We start from the raw sequence: 16,090 nt of genomic DNA, 5'->3' as shown, positions 1-16,090 counted from the left end.
GTTTGAGCAAGCCTATGGCGATGATTGGGAACACGTTCTAATCTCGGGCCCATCCCGCTTCCGATCTGGAGGGAGAACCAAGTGGTTCGCATCCTCGCGGCACTCATCATCGGGGCCGTTCTGGCGGTCGGAGCCTCGGCAGCGGTCGTCAATGTCGCCGCGCCGACGGCGGAACCGCCCAACCAGCCGTTGTACAACTACGGCTCCCGGTGATCTGAGCGCTCAGGCGACACCGGAACTCCCTGTTCGACACCCCACGGCGATGAGCTGTGTTCAGCCATGCCCGCATGCGCCCTACCCCCCGTGGAGCAGACGTGACGAGATCAGGCGGGCCCAATCTCGGAGACATCCGGGTCGCCGTGCTCAACTTCCGCGAGCCCCTGCAGAGCGTGGCGGGCGGCGCGGAGGAGTACGCCTGGCAGGTGGCCAGGTACCTCGCCGAGCAGGGCGCCGGCGTGCACTTCGTGACCAGCCGGGAGCGCGGCCAGGTGGCCGCCGAGCGGGTGGACGGCATCGAACTGCGCCGGATGGGCAACCGCTACCTGGTCTACCTGCTCGTCCCGCTGTGGCTGCTGCTGCGGCGCCGGCGCTTCGACCTGGTCGTCGACGCCATGAACGGCATCCCGTTCTTCGCGCCGCTCGTGGTGCGCCGCCGTACCAAGGTCATCTCGCTGGTGCACCACGTGCACCAGCGGCAGTTCTACGCCTTCCTGCCGAAGCTGGTCGCCCGCGTCTGCTGCTTCGTGGAGGGCCCGCTGGCCAGGCGGCTCTACCGGCGTTGCACCACGGTGACCGTCTCGGAGTCGTCCAGGCGGGGCCTGCGTGAACGGCTGGGCTGGATCGCGCCGATCCAGGTGATCCACAACGGGGTGCGGGTCGTCCCGTCCGGGGTCGAGCCCACCGGCGAGCCGGTCATCACCTACGTGGGCCGGCTGGTCGGGCACAAGCGGATCGAGCAGGTGGTCGAGCTGGCCGAGACCCTGCGGCCGCAGTGGCCCGACCTGCGGGTGCACGTGATCGGCCGGGGTCCGGAGTACGCGAATCTGGCCGATCTCGTCGCGCGGCGCTCGCTCGGCGACCGGGTGACCCTGCACGGCTTCGTGCCCGAGGAGGACAAGAACCGGCTGCTCGGCGAGTCCCTGCTGCACGTCATGCCCTCGGAGTGGGAGGGCTGGGGCCTGACCGTCATCGAGGCGGCCGGCCAGGGCGTGCCGACCGTGGCCTACGACGTCGGCGGGCTGCGCGACTCGGTGCGCGACGGGATCACCGGCTGGCTGGTGCGCGAGGACGACACCCTGGCCAACGTCGTCGACCGCTCGCTCAAGCGGCTCACCGACCCCGTGCTGCGGGAGGAGACCGCGCGGCAGTGCCGGCAGTGGGCCGACAGCTTCCACTGGGAGCGCACCGGCGAGGCCTTCGCCCACCTGATCGTCGCCGAGCTGGCGGAGGTGCGCGCCACCCGGCTGGCCAAGGTGTCGCGGCTCAGTGCTTCCTGAGCACGATCACCAGGTTCCAGGTGACCAGCTCGCGCAGTCCCGGGACGCCGACCACGAACTTGGCCCAGCGTGGCAGGTAGCGGGGGAGCGCGTCCACGACCACGGCGTCGGGACGGCTGCGCGCCCAGCGGAGCATCCGGGCCACGGAGACGGCGTAGAGGCTCTCGCCGAACACGTTCTTGGGACGCCTGCCCATCTTCCTGGCATAGCGCCGGGCGGCCGTGTGCCCGCCGAGGTAGTGCCAGGGCGAGGTCTCGTGCCCGCCCCAGGGCGAGAGCCAGTTGGTGTAGGACAGGTACACCGTGCCGCCCGGCCGGGTCACGCGGAGCATCTCATCGGCCATCCGGATCGGGTCCGGCACGTGCTCCAGCACGTTGGAGGAGAAGCAGAGGTCCACCGAACCGGTGGCCAGGGGCAGGTCGAGCGCGCTGCCCAGGATCGAGTCCACCGGCATGCGGCCGTCGCGGGCGGTCATCTCGCCGGCGTCGCAGTCGACGCAGACCACCCGGGCCCCGCTGTCGCGCAGCGCGTCGGAGAAGTAGCCGGAACCGCCGCCCACGTCCACGATGAGCGTGCCCTTGAGCTCGGCGTAGGAGTCGAGTTGCGCGACGGTGTCCCGCGCGAGCAGGCCGTAGAAGAAGTCGGGATCGGTCTGTTCCTTGCGGAAGGCGCTGAACAGCCGGACCGAACGCGCCAGGGTCGCGCGGAAAGGGGTGGGCGAGGGCACGGCGAGAGCGTACTAGAACGTGTTGCGATTCAGCAGGCCCCCGCTTCTTTCCTGGCCAGTAACAATTGGAAGACGCGTCTGGTTCCGGCGGCGGAACGCGCTCTAGCCTCGGATCTGTCCAGATGAGGGGATATGACGACGTGGAACCGCGCTTCAGGCACTGGCTCAGGCTGTTCGCCGGATGCGTCGGGCTCCTCTGCGTCACCTTCTCCACCGCGCCCGAGCGGATCATCTCCGAGACCAAGCTCGACATGCCGGTCAACCCGCTGGGCTTCCTGGAACGGGCGCTGAGCCTGTGGGACCCGGCGCACTTCGGGCACCTGCAGAACCAGGCCTACGGCTACCTGTTCCCGATGGGCCCCTTCTACGCGGTGGCCGACTGGGCGGGGATGCCGGACTGGATGGCGCAGCGGCTGTGGATGGGGCTGGTGCTCTGCGCCGCGTTCGCCGGAATGATCTACCTCGGCCGGGCGCTGGGCATCGGCACGCCCGACACCCGGGCGCTGGGCGCCCTCGCCTACGCACTGGCCCCGCACGCGCAGGCACTGATCGGGGTCAACTCCTCGGAGTTCCTGCCCAGCGCCATCGTCCCGTGGATGCTCATCCCGCTGGTGCGCGGCAGCCGGGAGGGCACCGACGTCCGGCGCGCCGCCGCGCAGTCGGCCCTGATCTTCGTGCTGTGCGGCGGCATCAACGCCGCCGCCGAACTGGCCGTGCTGCTGATCCCGCTGCTCTACCTGCTCACCAGGAAGTCCGGGCCCCGGCGGCGCCGGCTGCTGGCCTGGTGGCTGGGCTGCATCGCCGCCGTCTCGTTCTGGTGGCTGGCCCCGCTGGTCATCCTGGGCCGCTACATCTTCTCCTTCATGCCGTTCACCGAGAACGCCGTCACCACGACCGGCGTCACCTCGCTGGCCAACACCCTGCGCGGCGCCGCCAACTGGCTGGGCTACCTACCCGTCGACGGGCTGCCCTGGTGGCCGGCGGCCTTCGAGCACTCCACCCGCCCGTGGCTGATCCTGGCCACCGCCGCGGTGGCGGCGCTCGGGCTGGTCGGGCTGATGCGGCGCAGTATGCCGGAACGGACCTTTCTGGCGCTCCTGACCATCCTCGGCACCGCGATCATGGTCACCGGGCACGTGAGCGTGATCGCCAACCCGCTCGCGCCCGAGGTGCGCGACCTGTTCGACGGGGTGCTGTCGGCCTTCCGCAACATCCACAAGTTCGACGCGCTGGTCCGGCTGCCGCTCGCGCTCGGCCTGGCCCACCTGCCGGTGCTGATCGCCTGGCGGCTGCGCCGGCCGCTCACGTTCGTCGCGGCGGCGCTGGTGGGCGCCACGCTGATCCCCATCGCCACCGTGGGCCTGGCCGCCCGCGGCTCGATGCAGGAGATCCCGCCCTATTGGCGGGACGCGGCGGCCTGGCTCAACGCCAACACCGGGCGGCAGAGCGTGCTGGCCGCCCCGGGGTCCCGCTGGGGCGAGTACCTCTGGGGCCGGCCGATGGACGAGCCCATGCAGCCGCTGCTCAACGTGCGCTGGGTGAGCCGCACCATCGTGCCGTGGGGCTCGCCCGGCATGACGCGGCTGCTGGACGCCATCGACGAGCGGATCGCCACCGGGCGGGGCTCGCGCGGGCTGTCGCAGGTGCTCGCCCGGATCGGCGTGCGGTACGTGCTGGTGCGCAACGACCTCGACAAGTTCTCGATCCAGGGCGCCTGGCCGGCCCGCGTCCACCAGGCCATCGAGGACACCCCCGGGCTCAAGCTGGTCAAGGCGTTCGGCCCGGCGGTCGGCGACCCCAACGCGGGCAGCGCGTCCAACTGGTTCAACCAGCCCTACCACGCGCTGGAGATCTACGAGGTGGCCGAGGCCGCGCCCATCGCCGCCACCGTCCCGGCGGCCGAGCCGCTGCGCGTCACCGGCGGGCCCGAAGCGCTGCTGCACCTGGCCGACCAGGGCCTGCTCCAGAACGACCGGCCCATCCTCATCGGGGACGAGGGTACGGCGGAGCAGATCCCCATGGCCGACACGGTCGTCACCGACACCCTGCGCCGGCGCGAGGTGGCCTTCAGCGACCTGCGCTTCGCCGGGTCGCAGACGCTCGCCGCCGACGAGCCGTTCCGCCGCAAGGCGGCCCAGCACGACCTGCTCGACCCGGAGTGGAACAGCCACATGGCGGTGGCGGAGCTGGCCGGGCTGGCGAGCGTGACGGCCTCCTCCTCGGCCGCCGACATCACCTCGGTGCCCAGCGGGCGCGACCCGGCTCGCATGCCGTACGCCGCGGTGGACGGCGACAGCCGTACCGCCTGGTGGTCGGACGGGTGGAAGGGCGCGGTCGGCGAGTGGCTGGAGCTGAAGTTCACCCAGCCGATCATGCTGCCGCACGTCGAGGTGACCTTCAGCAAGCTGGTCGGCCCCGCGGTGACCGAGGTGGAGATCGAGCTGGACGGCGGCCAGAAGCTGCGCCACCCGGTGACGGCCACCACGGGCTCCCAGCTCATCCCGGTGCCGCCGGTGGTCACGCAGCGGATGCGCATCACGGTGACCAAGATCGCCTGGCCGCCGAGGAGCCCGGTCGGCACCCGGGTCGGCATCGTGGACCTGAAGGTGCCGAAGCTGCTGAGCTCGCGCTCCGTCGCCGTGCCGCTCCCGGCGACGAAGGACCGCGAGCTGCCGGACTACCTGCTGACCGGCGGCACCGGCTCGGCGCCCGGCTGCATGCGCGGCTCGTCGATCTGGACCTGCTCGCCCGAACTGCAGATCCGCGGCGAGGACGGTTACGGCTTCAGCCGGACGATCACCTCGCCCGCCGACAGCAGGCGCGAGGCCGAGGGGCTGGCCGTGCTCAGCGACCCGGCCGCCGCCGCCAAGGCCACCACCTTCCCGAACCTCTACCCGAAGATCAGGGCCTCCTCCACGCTGGTCGAGCACGGCGCCGCGCTCGGCGGCTCGGCGTTCGACGGCGACCTCAAGACCATCTGGTACGCGGGCGGCTTCGACCCCCGGCCCAGCCTGACGATCGAGCTGGAGAAGCGGACCAAGCTCAACCGGATCCGGGTGCACTACGCCAACCTGCTGCTGGATCCGGCGCCCATGCGGGTGCTGCTGACCGCCGGCAACGAGACACGCACCGGCTACCTCGACGCCGACGGCTTCTTCCGGTTCAAGGCGCTGGCCGCCAAGCAGTTCAGGGTGCAGTTCCTGCCCGCCCCCAGCCAGCGGGTCCAGATCGCCGAGCTGGAGATCCCGGGCGTCGTGCCCGTGGGAGCGCCCGACGAGCTGCCGATCCGGACGGTCTGCGGCGCCGGGCCGGTCCTGTCGGTGAACGGCGCGGAGATCCCGACCCGGATCGTCGGCGGGACCGTCGACGACATCCTGCAGGGCCGGCCGCTGACCTTCCGCACCTGCGCGAACTGGGGCCTGGCCGAAGGCAAGAACCACCTCGCCTTCTCCGTGCAGGACCCCTACCGCGTCACCGCGCTGCGCGTCCACGCGCCGATCGAGAAGCCCCGCCCGCCGGTCGTGCGCACCGAGGCGAAGGTCGAGAAGTGGACCCCGGACAGCCGCGTGCTGACCTACACCGCGGCGACCCGCTCCTACCTGGTGGTCAACGAGAACTACAACGCCGGCTGGATCGCGACGGTCGCGGGCAAGCGGCTGCAGCCGGTCCGGCTCGACGGCTGGCGGCAGGCGTGGCTGGTCGAGCCGGCCGACGCGGGCCGGGTCGTGATCACCTACGAGCCCGAGGTCGCCTACCGCGCGGCCCTGGCGGCGGGCGGCGCGCTGGTCCTGCTCGTGCTCCTGCTGGCCGCCTGGCGGGGCAGGCCGGCCGGCTCGCGGACCCTGCCGGCGATACCGCCCGCGAGCGTGCCGGGCAGGCTGGTGCCGCTCGTCGCGGTCGCGACCGGCCTGTGGGTGGGCGGGATCTTCGGCGTGATCGGCGTCGCGCTCAGCTACGCCCTGCTCGCCGGCATGCGGGCGGCGCCGGCCCGGAACCCCGACATGGCGCCGGGGGTGCGCCGCTGGGTGCACGCGATCTGCTCGCCCGTGACCGGCGGCGCCTTCCTGATCCTGGCCGGGTGCTCCATGGCCCTCGGCCACCTGCTGGCCGGCGGACAGCACCTCGACCTCGCCGCGGCGCTGCGCGACGCGGTGAGCCAGATGCTCTGCCTGCCGCTGCTCGGGCGGCTGGTGCTGGCCCTGCACGGCGAGCCCGAGCCGGCCGGACCACCCGATGACATGACGACGAAGCCCCTGGCCGCAGAGCTGGCCGAGCCGGTGAGGAGCCTTCGATGACCCTGGTCGTGACCACGCAGCCGCCCACCCTGCGCCGGGCCTCGGTGCCGGGCCGCTGGGTGTTCCCGCTGGCCCTGGTCCTGCTGGCCGGTCAGCTGGCCCTGCTGGGCTGGGTGGTCGGCGGCTCGTTCTTCAAGGAGGACGACTTCCACCTGATGGTCCGGGTCACCGAGCCGGGCGCTGGGGTGGGCATGCTCTTCGAGTCGCACGCCGGCCGGTTCATGCCCGCGGTCCTCGCGCTCGGGTGGCTGCTGGCCAAGATCGACGCCTACGGCTGGGTGCTGGTCACGGCCGTGGTCCAGGTGGTGCAGGCGGCGGCCTCGCTGGCGGTGCTGCGGATGCTGACGACCGCGTTCGGCCGGCGCCCGACGGTGTTGCCGCCGTTCGCGCTCTACCTGTTCTGGCCGCTCGCGCTGCCCGCCCTGACCGCGTGGGCCGCGGCGATGCAGACCGTGCTGGTCCATCTGGCGATCGCCCTGGCCGTCACGTCCTACCTGCTCCTGGTGCGCTGGGGCGGGCGCGGCCACGCGGCGGGCGTGGCCGGCTGGAGCCTGCTCGGCATGCTCGCCGACGGCTCCGCCCTGCTGATCCCGGTCCTGCTGCTCGCGCTGCACGCGATCTTCCTGGCCGGGGAGCGCGGGCGGGGCGCGCTGGTGGAAGCCGTCCGCTCGCGGCCGGTCTTCTGGGCCCTGTACGGCTCGGCCACCGCGGTCGTGGCCCTGCTGCACCTGACCTACCGGCTGGGAGCCCGGCCCGCCGGCCTGCCGTCGGGCTCGGACGCCTTCGCGTTCCTGGTGCGCGTGGCCGGGGAGACCTTCGGCGCCGGTTTGGCCGGCGGTCCGGTGCGCTGGCACTTCCTGCGCTCCGACTACGGCGTGGCCCTGCCCGAGCCGCCGGTGACCCTGGCCGCCTGGATCCTGGTCCTGCTGGTGGTCTGGGCTTCGATCCGCACCCGTGGCCGCCGCCCGGCCCTGGGGGCGTGGGCGATCCTCGCCGGATTCCTCCTGGTCTCGACGGTGGTGCCCGCGCTGCTGTGGACGGTGCCCGCCGCCGGTTCCTTCGCGGGCACCGAGACCCGGCTGGTGGCGCACCTCACGCCGGTGGCGGCGCTCTGCCTGGCGGCGGCCTTCCTGCCGTTCGCCGGCGAGCACCGCACGGGGGAGCGGCATCCGGCGGGACGGGTGCTGACCTCGACCGGCCTGGTCCTGGTCGCCGCGGTGACCGCGCTGTCGTGCTGGAGCGCCGCGGCGCTCGCCCGGGGGATGGACAGCTCCCAGGTGCGGACCTACCTGGCCACCGCGGAGGCGGAGCTGGCCAAGGTGTCGTCGGGCACGCAGATCTACGACGGCTACGTGCCCAGGTTCGTCATGTTCCCCTGGTTCGGGGAGGACCGGCTGACCTCGAAGGTGCTCGCTCCGCTGGCGCGGCCTGCCGTACAGGACGTCATGCGGGACCCGAAGCCGGCCGCCGCCCCGGTCGTCTTCGACGAGTCGGGACGCCTGCGGCCGATGACCGTCGCGCCGATCGTCGCCGTGCGCGCGCCCAAGCAGGGCTGCTACCGCTCGGTCAAGGGGCTGATCGACGTGCCGCTCGGCGGGGACCTGCCGCCCCGGACCTACACCGTGGCGATGTCCTACATCGCCAGCCGTCCCTCGCTGGCCGTGCTCTCCTTCGGCGGCCGGCAGGTGCGCATGAACCTGGAGCGCGGCGTGCGCCTGGTGCAGTTGCAGGTGCCCGAGGCGGGCGGCCCGCTGGTGCGGATCGGCGGGCTCACCGAGGGCACCACGCTATGCGTCAGCGGACTCAACCTGGGCAGCCCGATCCCGGTCCCGGGCCGCTGAGGGCCGGCCGAGGTAGCGCCCCAGCTTGTGGAAGGGCTCTTCCACGGCGTGGTAGGAGAGCACCGACAGCACGATCGTGCCGGCGGCGGCGATGCCCAGCACCTGCCAGAAGTCGCCGCCGAGGAAGAGCGTGTTCCCGATGACGAGGTAGTAGCCGTAGATCACGACGAACTGCCAGAGGAAGATCCCGTAGGAGATCTTGCCGAGGTAGCGCACGACCGGGTTGCCGAAGATCAGCGTGGCCAGGCCGCGGCGACCGGCGAAGGCCGAGGGCGCCACGAGGAACAGGCCGACCAGCGCCGACAGCAGGGCCTTGCCGGTGCCTTCCTGCGCGGGCGCGACGCCCAGGTGCAGCGGGCCGGTCATCGGGGTGCTGGCGACGGCGTAGGCGGCCACCGCCACCGTCCACGACAGCGGGGCGAGCCGGCTCACGCCCGAGCAGAAACGGGCGAGCCTGCCGTCCGGCTCCAGCTCGGCCCAGACCGCCAGCACCGCCAGCGCCATGCCGGGAGCGAACCACAGCAGGTAGCGCGGCAGGATCATGTTGATCTCCGGCGGCACGCCGGGCAGGTGCGCCACGAAGACCACGCCCATGGAGAGCGCCGCCATGACCAGGAGCGCGACCAGCAGCCGCACCGCCCGCGCGGCCACGCTCACCGCCCGGCCGGCCAGCCAGGTCAGGACCGCGCCGAGCAGGGGCAGCACCAGGTAGAAGGCGATCTCCACCGACAACGACCAGACCTGTTCGATGCCGCGGCCCTCGGCGCGCTGCCACCAGGAGTCCACGTCGTAGATCTGCAGGAGCAGCAGCCACTTGGCCCAGAACCACTGCGAGGCGCTGTGCGCCTGGTTGAACAGGGTCAGCGCGACGGCCGCCACCAGCCAGTAGGCCGGCACGATGCGGAACAGCCGGCGCAGCAGGTAGGCCCGCGTGTCCGGTGCGTCCGTGCCCGCCAGCGCCGCCCTGGCCCACGGCTTGTAGAGCAGCAGGCCGGACAGGGTGAAGAAGATGGCCACGCCGATGTCGCCCCGCGAGGCGAGCCAGGCGCCCCAGCCCTCGGTCAGGCCGGTCTTGGCGGCCACGTGGAAGACCAGGACGGCCAGCGCTGCGACGGCACGGACGCCGTCGAGGGCGTCGATGTGCTCACCGGCGGGCCGCTTCACCTTCGCCGGCTTCACCGGCTTCTCCGGCTTCTCCGGCCGGGTCGGTCGCGGCTCGGCGGCCTTCGGCGCCTCCGGCCGCTTCTCGGGCAGCGGCGCGAGCGGGACGCTCTCCCGCGCGGGCGCGGCGGCCTGCGCGGTCATGCTGCCCTGCACCCGGGAGAACGGCGCTTCCAGCAGGTAGTAGGTGAGCGTGGCGAGCAGGAGCGTGATCAGCAGGCTCAGCGGCAGCACGTACCAGAAGCCGCCGCTGAAGTAGGGGGTGCCGGTGAACCGGTAGATCGCCTCCAGGGCCACGAACTGCCACAGGAAGATGCCGTAGGAGATCTGCCCCAGGAACCGCATCACCGGCCCGCTGAGCCGGCGCGCGTACCCGGTCTGACCCGGCCGCGCGCAGACGAGCGGCGCGATCAGCAGGAAGGTGATGCAGGTGTGCAGGACCAGCCGCACCTCCTCGTGCAGCAGCGTCGTGTACGGATCACCGAAGCGGCCGACGATCGGTGTGGACAGCAGCAGGTAGCTCACCGCCGCCGCCACCAGGCACAGCGGGGTCGAGGCGGCGATGGTGTCCCGCAGCCGGCCGGCCCGCCGGGCGCCGGGCGAGTCGCCGTCCGCCCAGACCAGTAGCAACGCGATCCCCATGCCGACCGCGAAGAAGACGGCGTGGTGGGGCAGGAGCGCGTAGAGCCAGTAGATCCGCTCGGGATAGAACATGACGATCGCGAACAGGAACGACACCGCGCCCATCGCGAACAGCGCGGTCATCGCGCGGGCGGCCCGCCGGTCCCTGGTCTCGCCGCGCCGGGCGTAGCGGCCGATGAGCCAGGCGATGACCGGCAGCAGGAGGTAGAAGGCGACCTCGACGGCCAGGCTCCACATCTGGCCGAGCGCCGCGGGCCCCAGCCCGCCGTTGGGCCACTGCGCCGCCGGGTCGTAGATGTGCACCAGCAGCAACATCTGGACCCACTGCTTGACCGAGTAGCCGCCCGCCTCGGCGATCAGCGTCATCGCCACGATGACCGTCGCCCAGTAGCCGGGCAGGATGCGCAGGGCGCGGCGGCGCAGGTAGAGGCCCACGCCGGGCGCGGGGGTGCCGTCGACGATCCGCCGGGCCCAGGGCCGGAACAGCAGTAGCCCCGACAGGCCGAAGAAGACCGAGACCGCCAGGTCGCCGCGGGCCAGCAGGGCGCCGGTCACGCCGCTGACGCCGATGAAGCCGGTGATGCCGGCGGCGTGGTAGACGAGGATGGCCAGCGCCGCCACGGCCCGCAGGCCGGTGATGGCGTCGACGCGGGCTTCGAGCCGGGGCGCCGCCGGGGGCGCCGTCGTGGTCGCGGTCATCGCGGCTTCGCCCAGGCGCGTTCGATCCGCTTGCCGAGGATCCGGCCGGGGCGCTCCACGAGGTGGTAGGTCACCCACGCCATGGCCAGCGAGCCGATCAGGACCGGCAGCAGGACCGGGAAGAACGCCATGTCCAGGTAGGGCCGGCCGGTGAGGTCGTAGTACAGCCAGAGCAGCAGGATGTGCCAGGCGAACAGGCCGTAGGAGAGGTTGGCCAGCCAGACCATCGCCCGGTTGCCCAGCACCAGGTTGACCCGGGTGCGGCCGGGCGGCTGGAAGGCCACCGGGGCGATGAGCAGCAGGGCCATGAGCGTGTAGGCCAGCAGGCGGAAGGCGCTGTGCTGGATCTCCGGCCAGCCGCCCGGGACCTTCGGGCCGCCCAGCTCGGTGGCCGCCAGGCCGAAGATCAGGGCGGCGAGCGCGAAGCAGATGCCGGCGTTGCGCGCCAGCTCCGAGCAGGCACGGCCCACGCGCTCGGACAGCGGCGTGCCGGCTCGGGCCCAGACCCGCAGCACGCACAGCGCCATGCCCGCCGCGAACCACGGGAAGTAGCGCGGCAGGATCCAGTCGAGCTGCATCGTGTAGCCCGGGAAGTGCACCACGAACAGGTAGCCGAACGAGGCGACGGAGAGCACGCCGAGCATGACCAGCACCCGGACCGCCCGCTGGTCCGGCGTGGGATCGCCGCGCCTGGCCAGCTTCGCCAGGCCCCACGCCAGCAGCGGCAGCACCAGGTAGAAGCTGAGGTCGACGGCGAGCGTCCACATCTGCTGCAGCCCGATCGGGCCGAGCTGGGCGCCCGGCCACCAGGGGCTGGGGTCGAAGAGGTGGACCAGCAGCAGCACCTTGACCCAGTCCCAGGCGTCCCGGATCTGCGGGAGGTTGTAGGCGACCAGGCAGGTGACCGCGACCAGCCAGTAGAGCGGGAAGATGCGCAGCAGGCGGCGGGTGAGGAAGGTCCGGGCGCTGGGCGGGCCGCCTTCGGTCAGCAGCGACCTGGCCCACGGCTGGTAGAGCAGAAGTCCCGAGATCGCGAAGAAGATCGCCACCCGCGCCTCGCCGCGGGCCATGAGCCAGGCCAGCGCACCGGTGCCGTACTGGAGCCCGACCACACCCGCCACGTGGAACACCAGCACGCCCAGCGCGGCCAGCACGCGCAATCCGTCGATGCCGTCCAGCCGTGCGGTGGAACGGGTATCAAGCTGGACCTGCATCAAGCTCCACCGGGGTGCGGGGGGAAGGTCGCATCAGGGTATCCCTAACCTAGAATCCGTTCCACTGTCGAGAAATAACGGGTGGGGCGCGGATGAGATCACCGGCGGGCATGGCCCTGATCGCTGCTGGCGCCTTCCTCGCGGGCCTCGCGCTCCTGCTGCCCGGCTACGTGGTGCGGGCGCTGACGGCGGCGCCGGCCGACCTGCGGACGACCTTCCTGATCCGGGCGGACGACGCCACCGTGCTCGACTCCGCCTACGGCCGGCTGCATCGCGGGGTCGAGGTGGAGGCGATCTCGGCGCTGGAGGGCGACGCCGACGCTGCCTCGGGCGACACGGTCGTCTGGAACAACGCCACGCTGCTGCGCAAGGGCGACCTGACCCTCGGCTACACCGAGCGGCGCTCGGCCTTCGACCGGTTCAGCGGCGAGTCGGTCAACTGCTGCGAGGCCCATGTCGGCGACCTGTCGGTGGTACGGCAGGCCGGACTGGCCTTCAAGTGGCCCGCCTTCACCCAGCCGCGCGCCTACCCGTTCTTCGACACCGTCACCCGCTCCGCGCTGCCCATGGAGTACGGGGGGAGCGAGGAGATCGACGGGCTGCTGGTCTACCGCTTCGTCCAGCAGGTGCCCGAGACCCGCACCGAGGCGGTGCCGGGCGGCGTGGCCGACACCAAGGGCCGCCGGCGCCCGGCGCACACGAGGGTGGAGCTGGAGCGGACCTTCTGGGTGGAGCCGGTGACCGGCACTCCGGTACGGCTGGCCGAACGCCGACGGCATACGATCGTCACCGACGACGGCGCGTTGCGGCAGCTCAGCCTGGAGGCCGACCTGGTCTCCGCGCCCGAGGAGGTCGCCGGGCGGGTGGCCGAGGTGCGGGACAAGGTGGGCGTGCTGCGGCTGCTGGACCGGCCGGAGCTGCGCTGGTCGCTGACCGGCGCGGGCGTGCTGGCGATCGGGCTCGGGGTCGTGCTGGCGCTGCGCCGGAGGCGACCGGTCAGGTAGAACCTGTTTCGGTCACTATTTGGCATCCCCATCGTGACGCGGATCACTCTCGTGGATAACATTACCGGTCAGTAGAAACTCAGTTCCATTGCATCTCGGGCCCTCAGAACCCCCAGCAGGAGGATCCATGCGCCGGGTCGTGACAGTCGTACTCATCGGGATCGGGGCCTTTCTCATCGCACTCGCGGCCCTGATCAAGTTCTGGGCCGCGGATCAGCTCATCGCCTCCGGCGTCAAGGCCAACCAGTACGGCGTCTCCCAGCTCGAGGCCAAGGGCGCGCAGTACTTCTCCCGCCAGGACCTCAAGGTCCTCACCGCCGACCTCGACATCATCGTGACGACCCGCGGCGACGTGAAGGAGGCCACCGGCGAGCGGGTGGTCTGGGACGAGGCGATGGTCGTCAACGACCGCACCAACAACCGCCGCCTGATCGACCTGAGCGAGCGGCGCAGCGCCTTCGACAAGACGACCGGCGCCGGGATCAACTGCTGCGGCGTCAACGTCGGCAAGGAGCCGGTGCAACTGGAGGGGCAGATCTACAAGTGGCCCTTCAACGTGGAGAAGACCACCTACAAGGTCTTCAACAGCTCGGTGAAGAAGGCGCTGGACGCCAAGTTCGTCCGTGAGGACGTGGTCAACGGGCTGCCGGTGTACGTCTTCGAGATGACCGTCCCGGCGACCAAGACCGAGACGATGGTGGCGCCGGCCTCGGTGTTCAACGTCGAGGGCATCACCGGGGACATCCAGCTCGAGCGGTGGTACGAGGGCAAGAACACGTACTGGATCGAGCCGGTGACCGGGTCGCCGGTGCGCCAGGAGCAGCAGCGCCACGAGGTGCTCAAGGGCGTCGACGGGGTCGAGCGGGCCAAGGCCTTCGTGGCCGACGCCAAGATGACCGACGAGACGGTCAAGGGCCTGGTGGACAACGCTGCCAGCGGCAAGAGCCAGATCAACCTGCTGACCACCGTGATCCCGCTGTCGTTGCTGGGCGCGGGCATCGTGCTCCTGGCGGGCGGGATCCTGATCGGCCGGCGCCGCCGGGCCTAGCGGGCGCTTGGTCTGGGCCTAGCTAGAACGCGTTCCAGTTTGTATCGTCGGTCGCATGCGGACCCGTGTGACCGACCAACTGGGTATCGAGTTTCCGATCTTCGCGTTCAGTCACTGCCGCGACGTCGTCGCGGCGGTGAGCCGGGCCGGGGGCATGGGCGTCCTGGGGGCGCTCTACTTCACCCCGGAGGAGCTCGAGACCGAGCTCGCCTGGATCGACGACCATGTGGACGGCCGGCCGTACGGCGTCGACGTGGTCATGCCGGCCTCCTACGAGGGGGCCGGGTTCGAGGCCGGGGAGCTGGTCGGCCGGCTCCAGGGCATGATCCCGGAGGGGCACCGGCGCTTCGTGGACGGCCTGCTGGCCGAGCACGGCGTGCCGGAGCTGTCCGGCGGCGAACCGGGCAAGGTCCTGCTCGGCTGGACGGACGCCACCGCCCGCCCCCAGGTCGAGGTGGCCCTGCGGCACCCGATCGCGCTGCTGGCCAACGCGCTCGGCCCCCCACCCGAAGACGTGGTACGGCAGGCGCACGAGCACGGCGTGCCGGTCGCCGCCCTGGCCTCCACCCCGCGGCACGCGATCAAGCAGGTCGAGGTGGGCGTGGACATCGTCGTCGCGCAGGGCACCGAGGCCGGCGGCCACACCGGGGAGATCACCACCATGGTGCTCATCCCGCAGGTCGTGGACGCGGTGGACGTGCCGGTGCTGGCCGCGGGCGGCATCGGCAACGGCCGCCAGATGGCCGCGGGCATGGCCCTGGGCGCCGAGGGCGTGTGGACCGGCTCGATCTGGCTGACCGTCGAGGAGGCCGACACCCCGGAGATGGCCCGGCGGCGCATCCTGGAGGCGACCTCGCGCGACACCGTGCGCTCGCGGTCGTGGACCGGCAAGCCGGCCCGGCTGCTGAAGAACGAGTGGACCGACGCGTGGGAGTCGGCCGGCTCGCCGGGCACGCTGCCGATGCCGCTGCAGTTCATGCTGGTCGCCGACGCGTTGCGGCGGATCGGCCGCTCCGACGCGGCCGAGCTCGCGACCTTCCCGGCCGGGCAGGTGATCGGGCAGATGAACCAGGTCAGGTCGGCCAAGGACGTGATCTTCGAGATGGTGTCGGAGTACGTCGAGACCATGGAGCGGCTGACCCGGCTCGGCGGCTAGCGGCCCTCGAAGCGCGCCGGGCGCTTCTCGGCGAACGCCCGCGAGCCCTCGCGGGCGTCCTCCGAACCGATCACCGGCCAGCCGAGCTCGTCGGACACCTTGAACGCCTCGGCCTCGGCCAGGCCCAGGGTGTCGCGGTAGGTGCGCAGGATGGCCTGGACGGCCAGCGGGCCGGAGGCGGCCACGTCCCCTGCCAGGTCGAGCGCGGCCGTCAGGGCCTGGCCGTCGGGCACGACCCGGTTGACCAGGCCCATCGCCAGCGCCTCGGCGGCGGTGATCGAGCGGCCGGTGAGCAGGAGGTCCATGGCGTGGCAGTAGGGGATCTGCCGCGGCAGCCGGATGGCCGCGCCGCCCATCGGGAACAGCGCGCGCTTGGCCTCGAACAGGCCGAGCGTGGCCGACTCGGCGACGACCCGCAGGTCGGTGCCGATGAGCAGTTCGGTGCCTCCGGCGACGGCGTAGCCCTCGACCGCGCAGACGATCGGCTTGGTCGGGACGTCCTGGCGCAGCAGGCCCTTCCAGTGGAAGTCGGGCAGGGCCGCGGCCCGGGCCTGGACCTCCGGGTCGGCGGAGGGCCGGCCCATGGCCTTGAGGTCGGCCCCGGCGCAGAAGGTGCCCTCGGCCCCGGTCAGCACGGCGACCCGGACCTCCGGCTCGGCCGAGACGTAGGCCCAGGCCGAGGCCAGGCCGACCAGCATGTCGGAGGACAGGGCGTTGCGGGCCTCGGGGCGGTTCATGGTGACGAGCACGACGTGGCCGTCGCGCTCGACTCGGCAGTGCGGGGTGCTGATCGGCAGGAGCTCCATG

General features: G+C 72.0%; 11 protein-coding genes. 7 read left to right on the top strand and 4 right to left on the bottom strand.

Translation table 11 applies throughout. From position 1 onward, the window contains the following. Positions 1-81: 81 nt before the first annotated feature. Together ACIBG7_RS02515 and ACIBG7_RS02510 are read left to right on the top strand one after the other, a co-directional pair. Positions 82-213, top strand: a complete 132-nt coding sequence (locus ACIBG7_RS02515) for a hypothetical protein (RefSeq protein WP_357916955.1) — start codon at positions 82-84, stop codon at positions 211-213. Between the two features lie 101 nt (positions 214-314). Beyond that, complete coding sequence (locus ACIBG7_RS02510; protein ID WP_357916958.1) at positions 315-1,496, top strand: glycosyltransferase family 4 protein; 1,182 nt, start codon at positions 315-317, stop codon at positions 1,494-1,496. Here the strand turns inward: ACIBG7_RS02510 and ACIBG7_RS02505 are convergent. Next, positions 1,483-2,223 carry a class I SAM-dependent methyltransferase gene (locus ACIBG7_RS02505; protein WP_397334933.1) on the bottom strand — a complete coding sequence of 247 codons (741 nt, stop codon included), beginning with the start codon at positions 2,221-2,223 and terminating at the stop codon, positions 1,483-1,485. The genes ACIBG7_RS02510 and ACIBG7_RS02505 overlap by 14 nt on opposite strands. Before the next feature lie 122 nt (positions 2,224-2,345). On the opposite strand from ACIBG7_RS02505, the gene ACIBG7_RS02500 reads away from it, so the two are divergent. After that, positions 2,346-6,518 carry an alpha-(1->3)-arabinofuranosyltransferase gene (locus ACIBG7_RS02500; protein ID WP_397334932.1) on the top strand — a complete coding sequence of 1,391 codons (4,173 nt, stop codon included), beginning with the start codon at positions 2,346-2,348 and terminating at the stop codon, positions 6,516-6,518. Then, complete coding sequence (locus tag ACIBG7_RS02495; RefSeq protein WP_397334931.1) at positions 6,515-8,359, top strand: hypothetical protein; 1,845 nt, start codon at positions 6,515-6,517, stop codon at positions 8,357-8,359. Before ACIBG7_RS02500 ends, ACIBG7_RS02495 begins: the two co-directional genes overlap by 4 nt. Here the strand turns inward: ACIBG7_RS02495 and ACIBG7_RS02490 are convergent. Together ACIBG7_RS02490 and ACIBG7_RS02485 are read right to left on the bottom strand one after the other, a co-directional pair. Next, the gene (locus ACIBG7_RS02490) at positions 8,306-10,861 is read right to left on the bottom strand and encodes an acyltransferase family protein (protein ID WP_397334929.1); all 2,556 of its coding nucleotides are present in this window, start codon (positions 10,859-10,861) and stop codon (positions 8,306-8,308) included. The two genes, ACIBG7_RS02495 and ACIBG7_RS02490, sit on opposite strands and share 54 nt — an antisense overlap. Further along, positions 10,858-12,075, bottom strand: a complete 1,218-nt coding sequence (locus ACIBG7_RS02485; RefSeq protein ID WP_397334928.1) for an acyltransferase family protein — start codon at positions 12,073-12,075, stop codon at positions 10,858-10,860. The genes ACIBG7_RS02490 and ACIBG7_RS02485 overlap by 4 nt, the downstream gene beginning before the upstream one ends. Positions 12,076-12,167: 92 nt before the next feature. Between ACIBG7_RS02485 and ACIBG7_RS02480 the strand changes: the two genes are divergently transcribed. The 3 genes from ACIBG7_RS02480 (at position 12,168) to ACIBG7_RS02470 (ending at position 15,283) form a co-directional block, all read left to right on the top strand. Beyond that, positions 12,168-13,079 (top strand): DUF3068 domain-containing protein, encoded by a 912-nt coding sequence (locus tag ACIBG7_RS02480; protein ID WP_397334927.1) that lies wholly within the window; start codon positions 12,168-12,170, stop codon positions 13,077-13,079. Positions 13,080-13,218: 139 nt separating this feature from the next. Beyond that, positions 13,219-14,127: a DUF3068 domain-containing protein gene (locus ACIBG7_RS02475; RefSeq protein ID WP_357916977.1), complete on the top strand. Its 909-nt coding sequence runs from the start codon at positions 13,219-13,221 to the stop codon at positions 14,125-14,127. Between the two features lie 55 nt (positions 14,128-14,182). After that, positions 14,183-15,283, top strand: a complete 1,101-nt coding sequence (locus ACIBG7_RS02470; RefSeq protein ID WP_357916980.1) for a nitronate monooxygenase family protein — start codon at positions 14,183-14,185, stop codon at positions 15,281-15,283. Here ACIBG7_RS02470 and ACIBG7_RS02465 read toward each other — a convergent pair. Further along, the gene (locus ACIBG7_RS02465) at positions 15,280-16,089 is read right to left on the bottom strand and encodes a crotonase/enoyl-CoA hydratase family protein (protein ID WP_357916983.1); all 810 of its coding nucleotides are present in this window, start codon (positions 16,087-16,089) and stop codon (positions 15,280-15,282) included. The two genes, ACIBG7_RS02470 and ACIBG7_RS02465, sit on opposite strands and share 4 nt — an antisense overlap. Position 16,090: the final 1 nt, after the last annotated feature.

Source organism: Nonomuraea sp. NPDC050328 (genome assembly GCF_044459405.1).
Lineage (GTDB): Bacteria > Actinomycetota > Actinomycetes > Streptosporangiales > Streptosporangiaceae > Nonomuraea.
Note: the sequence above shows the minus strand (reverse complement) of the source record. Positions and strands in the feature narration are given on the sequence as shown.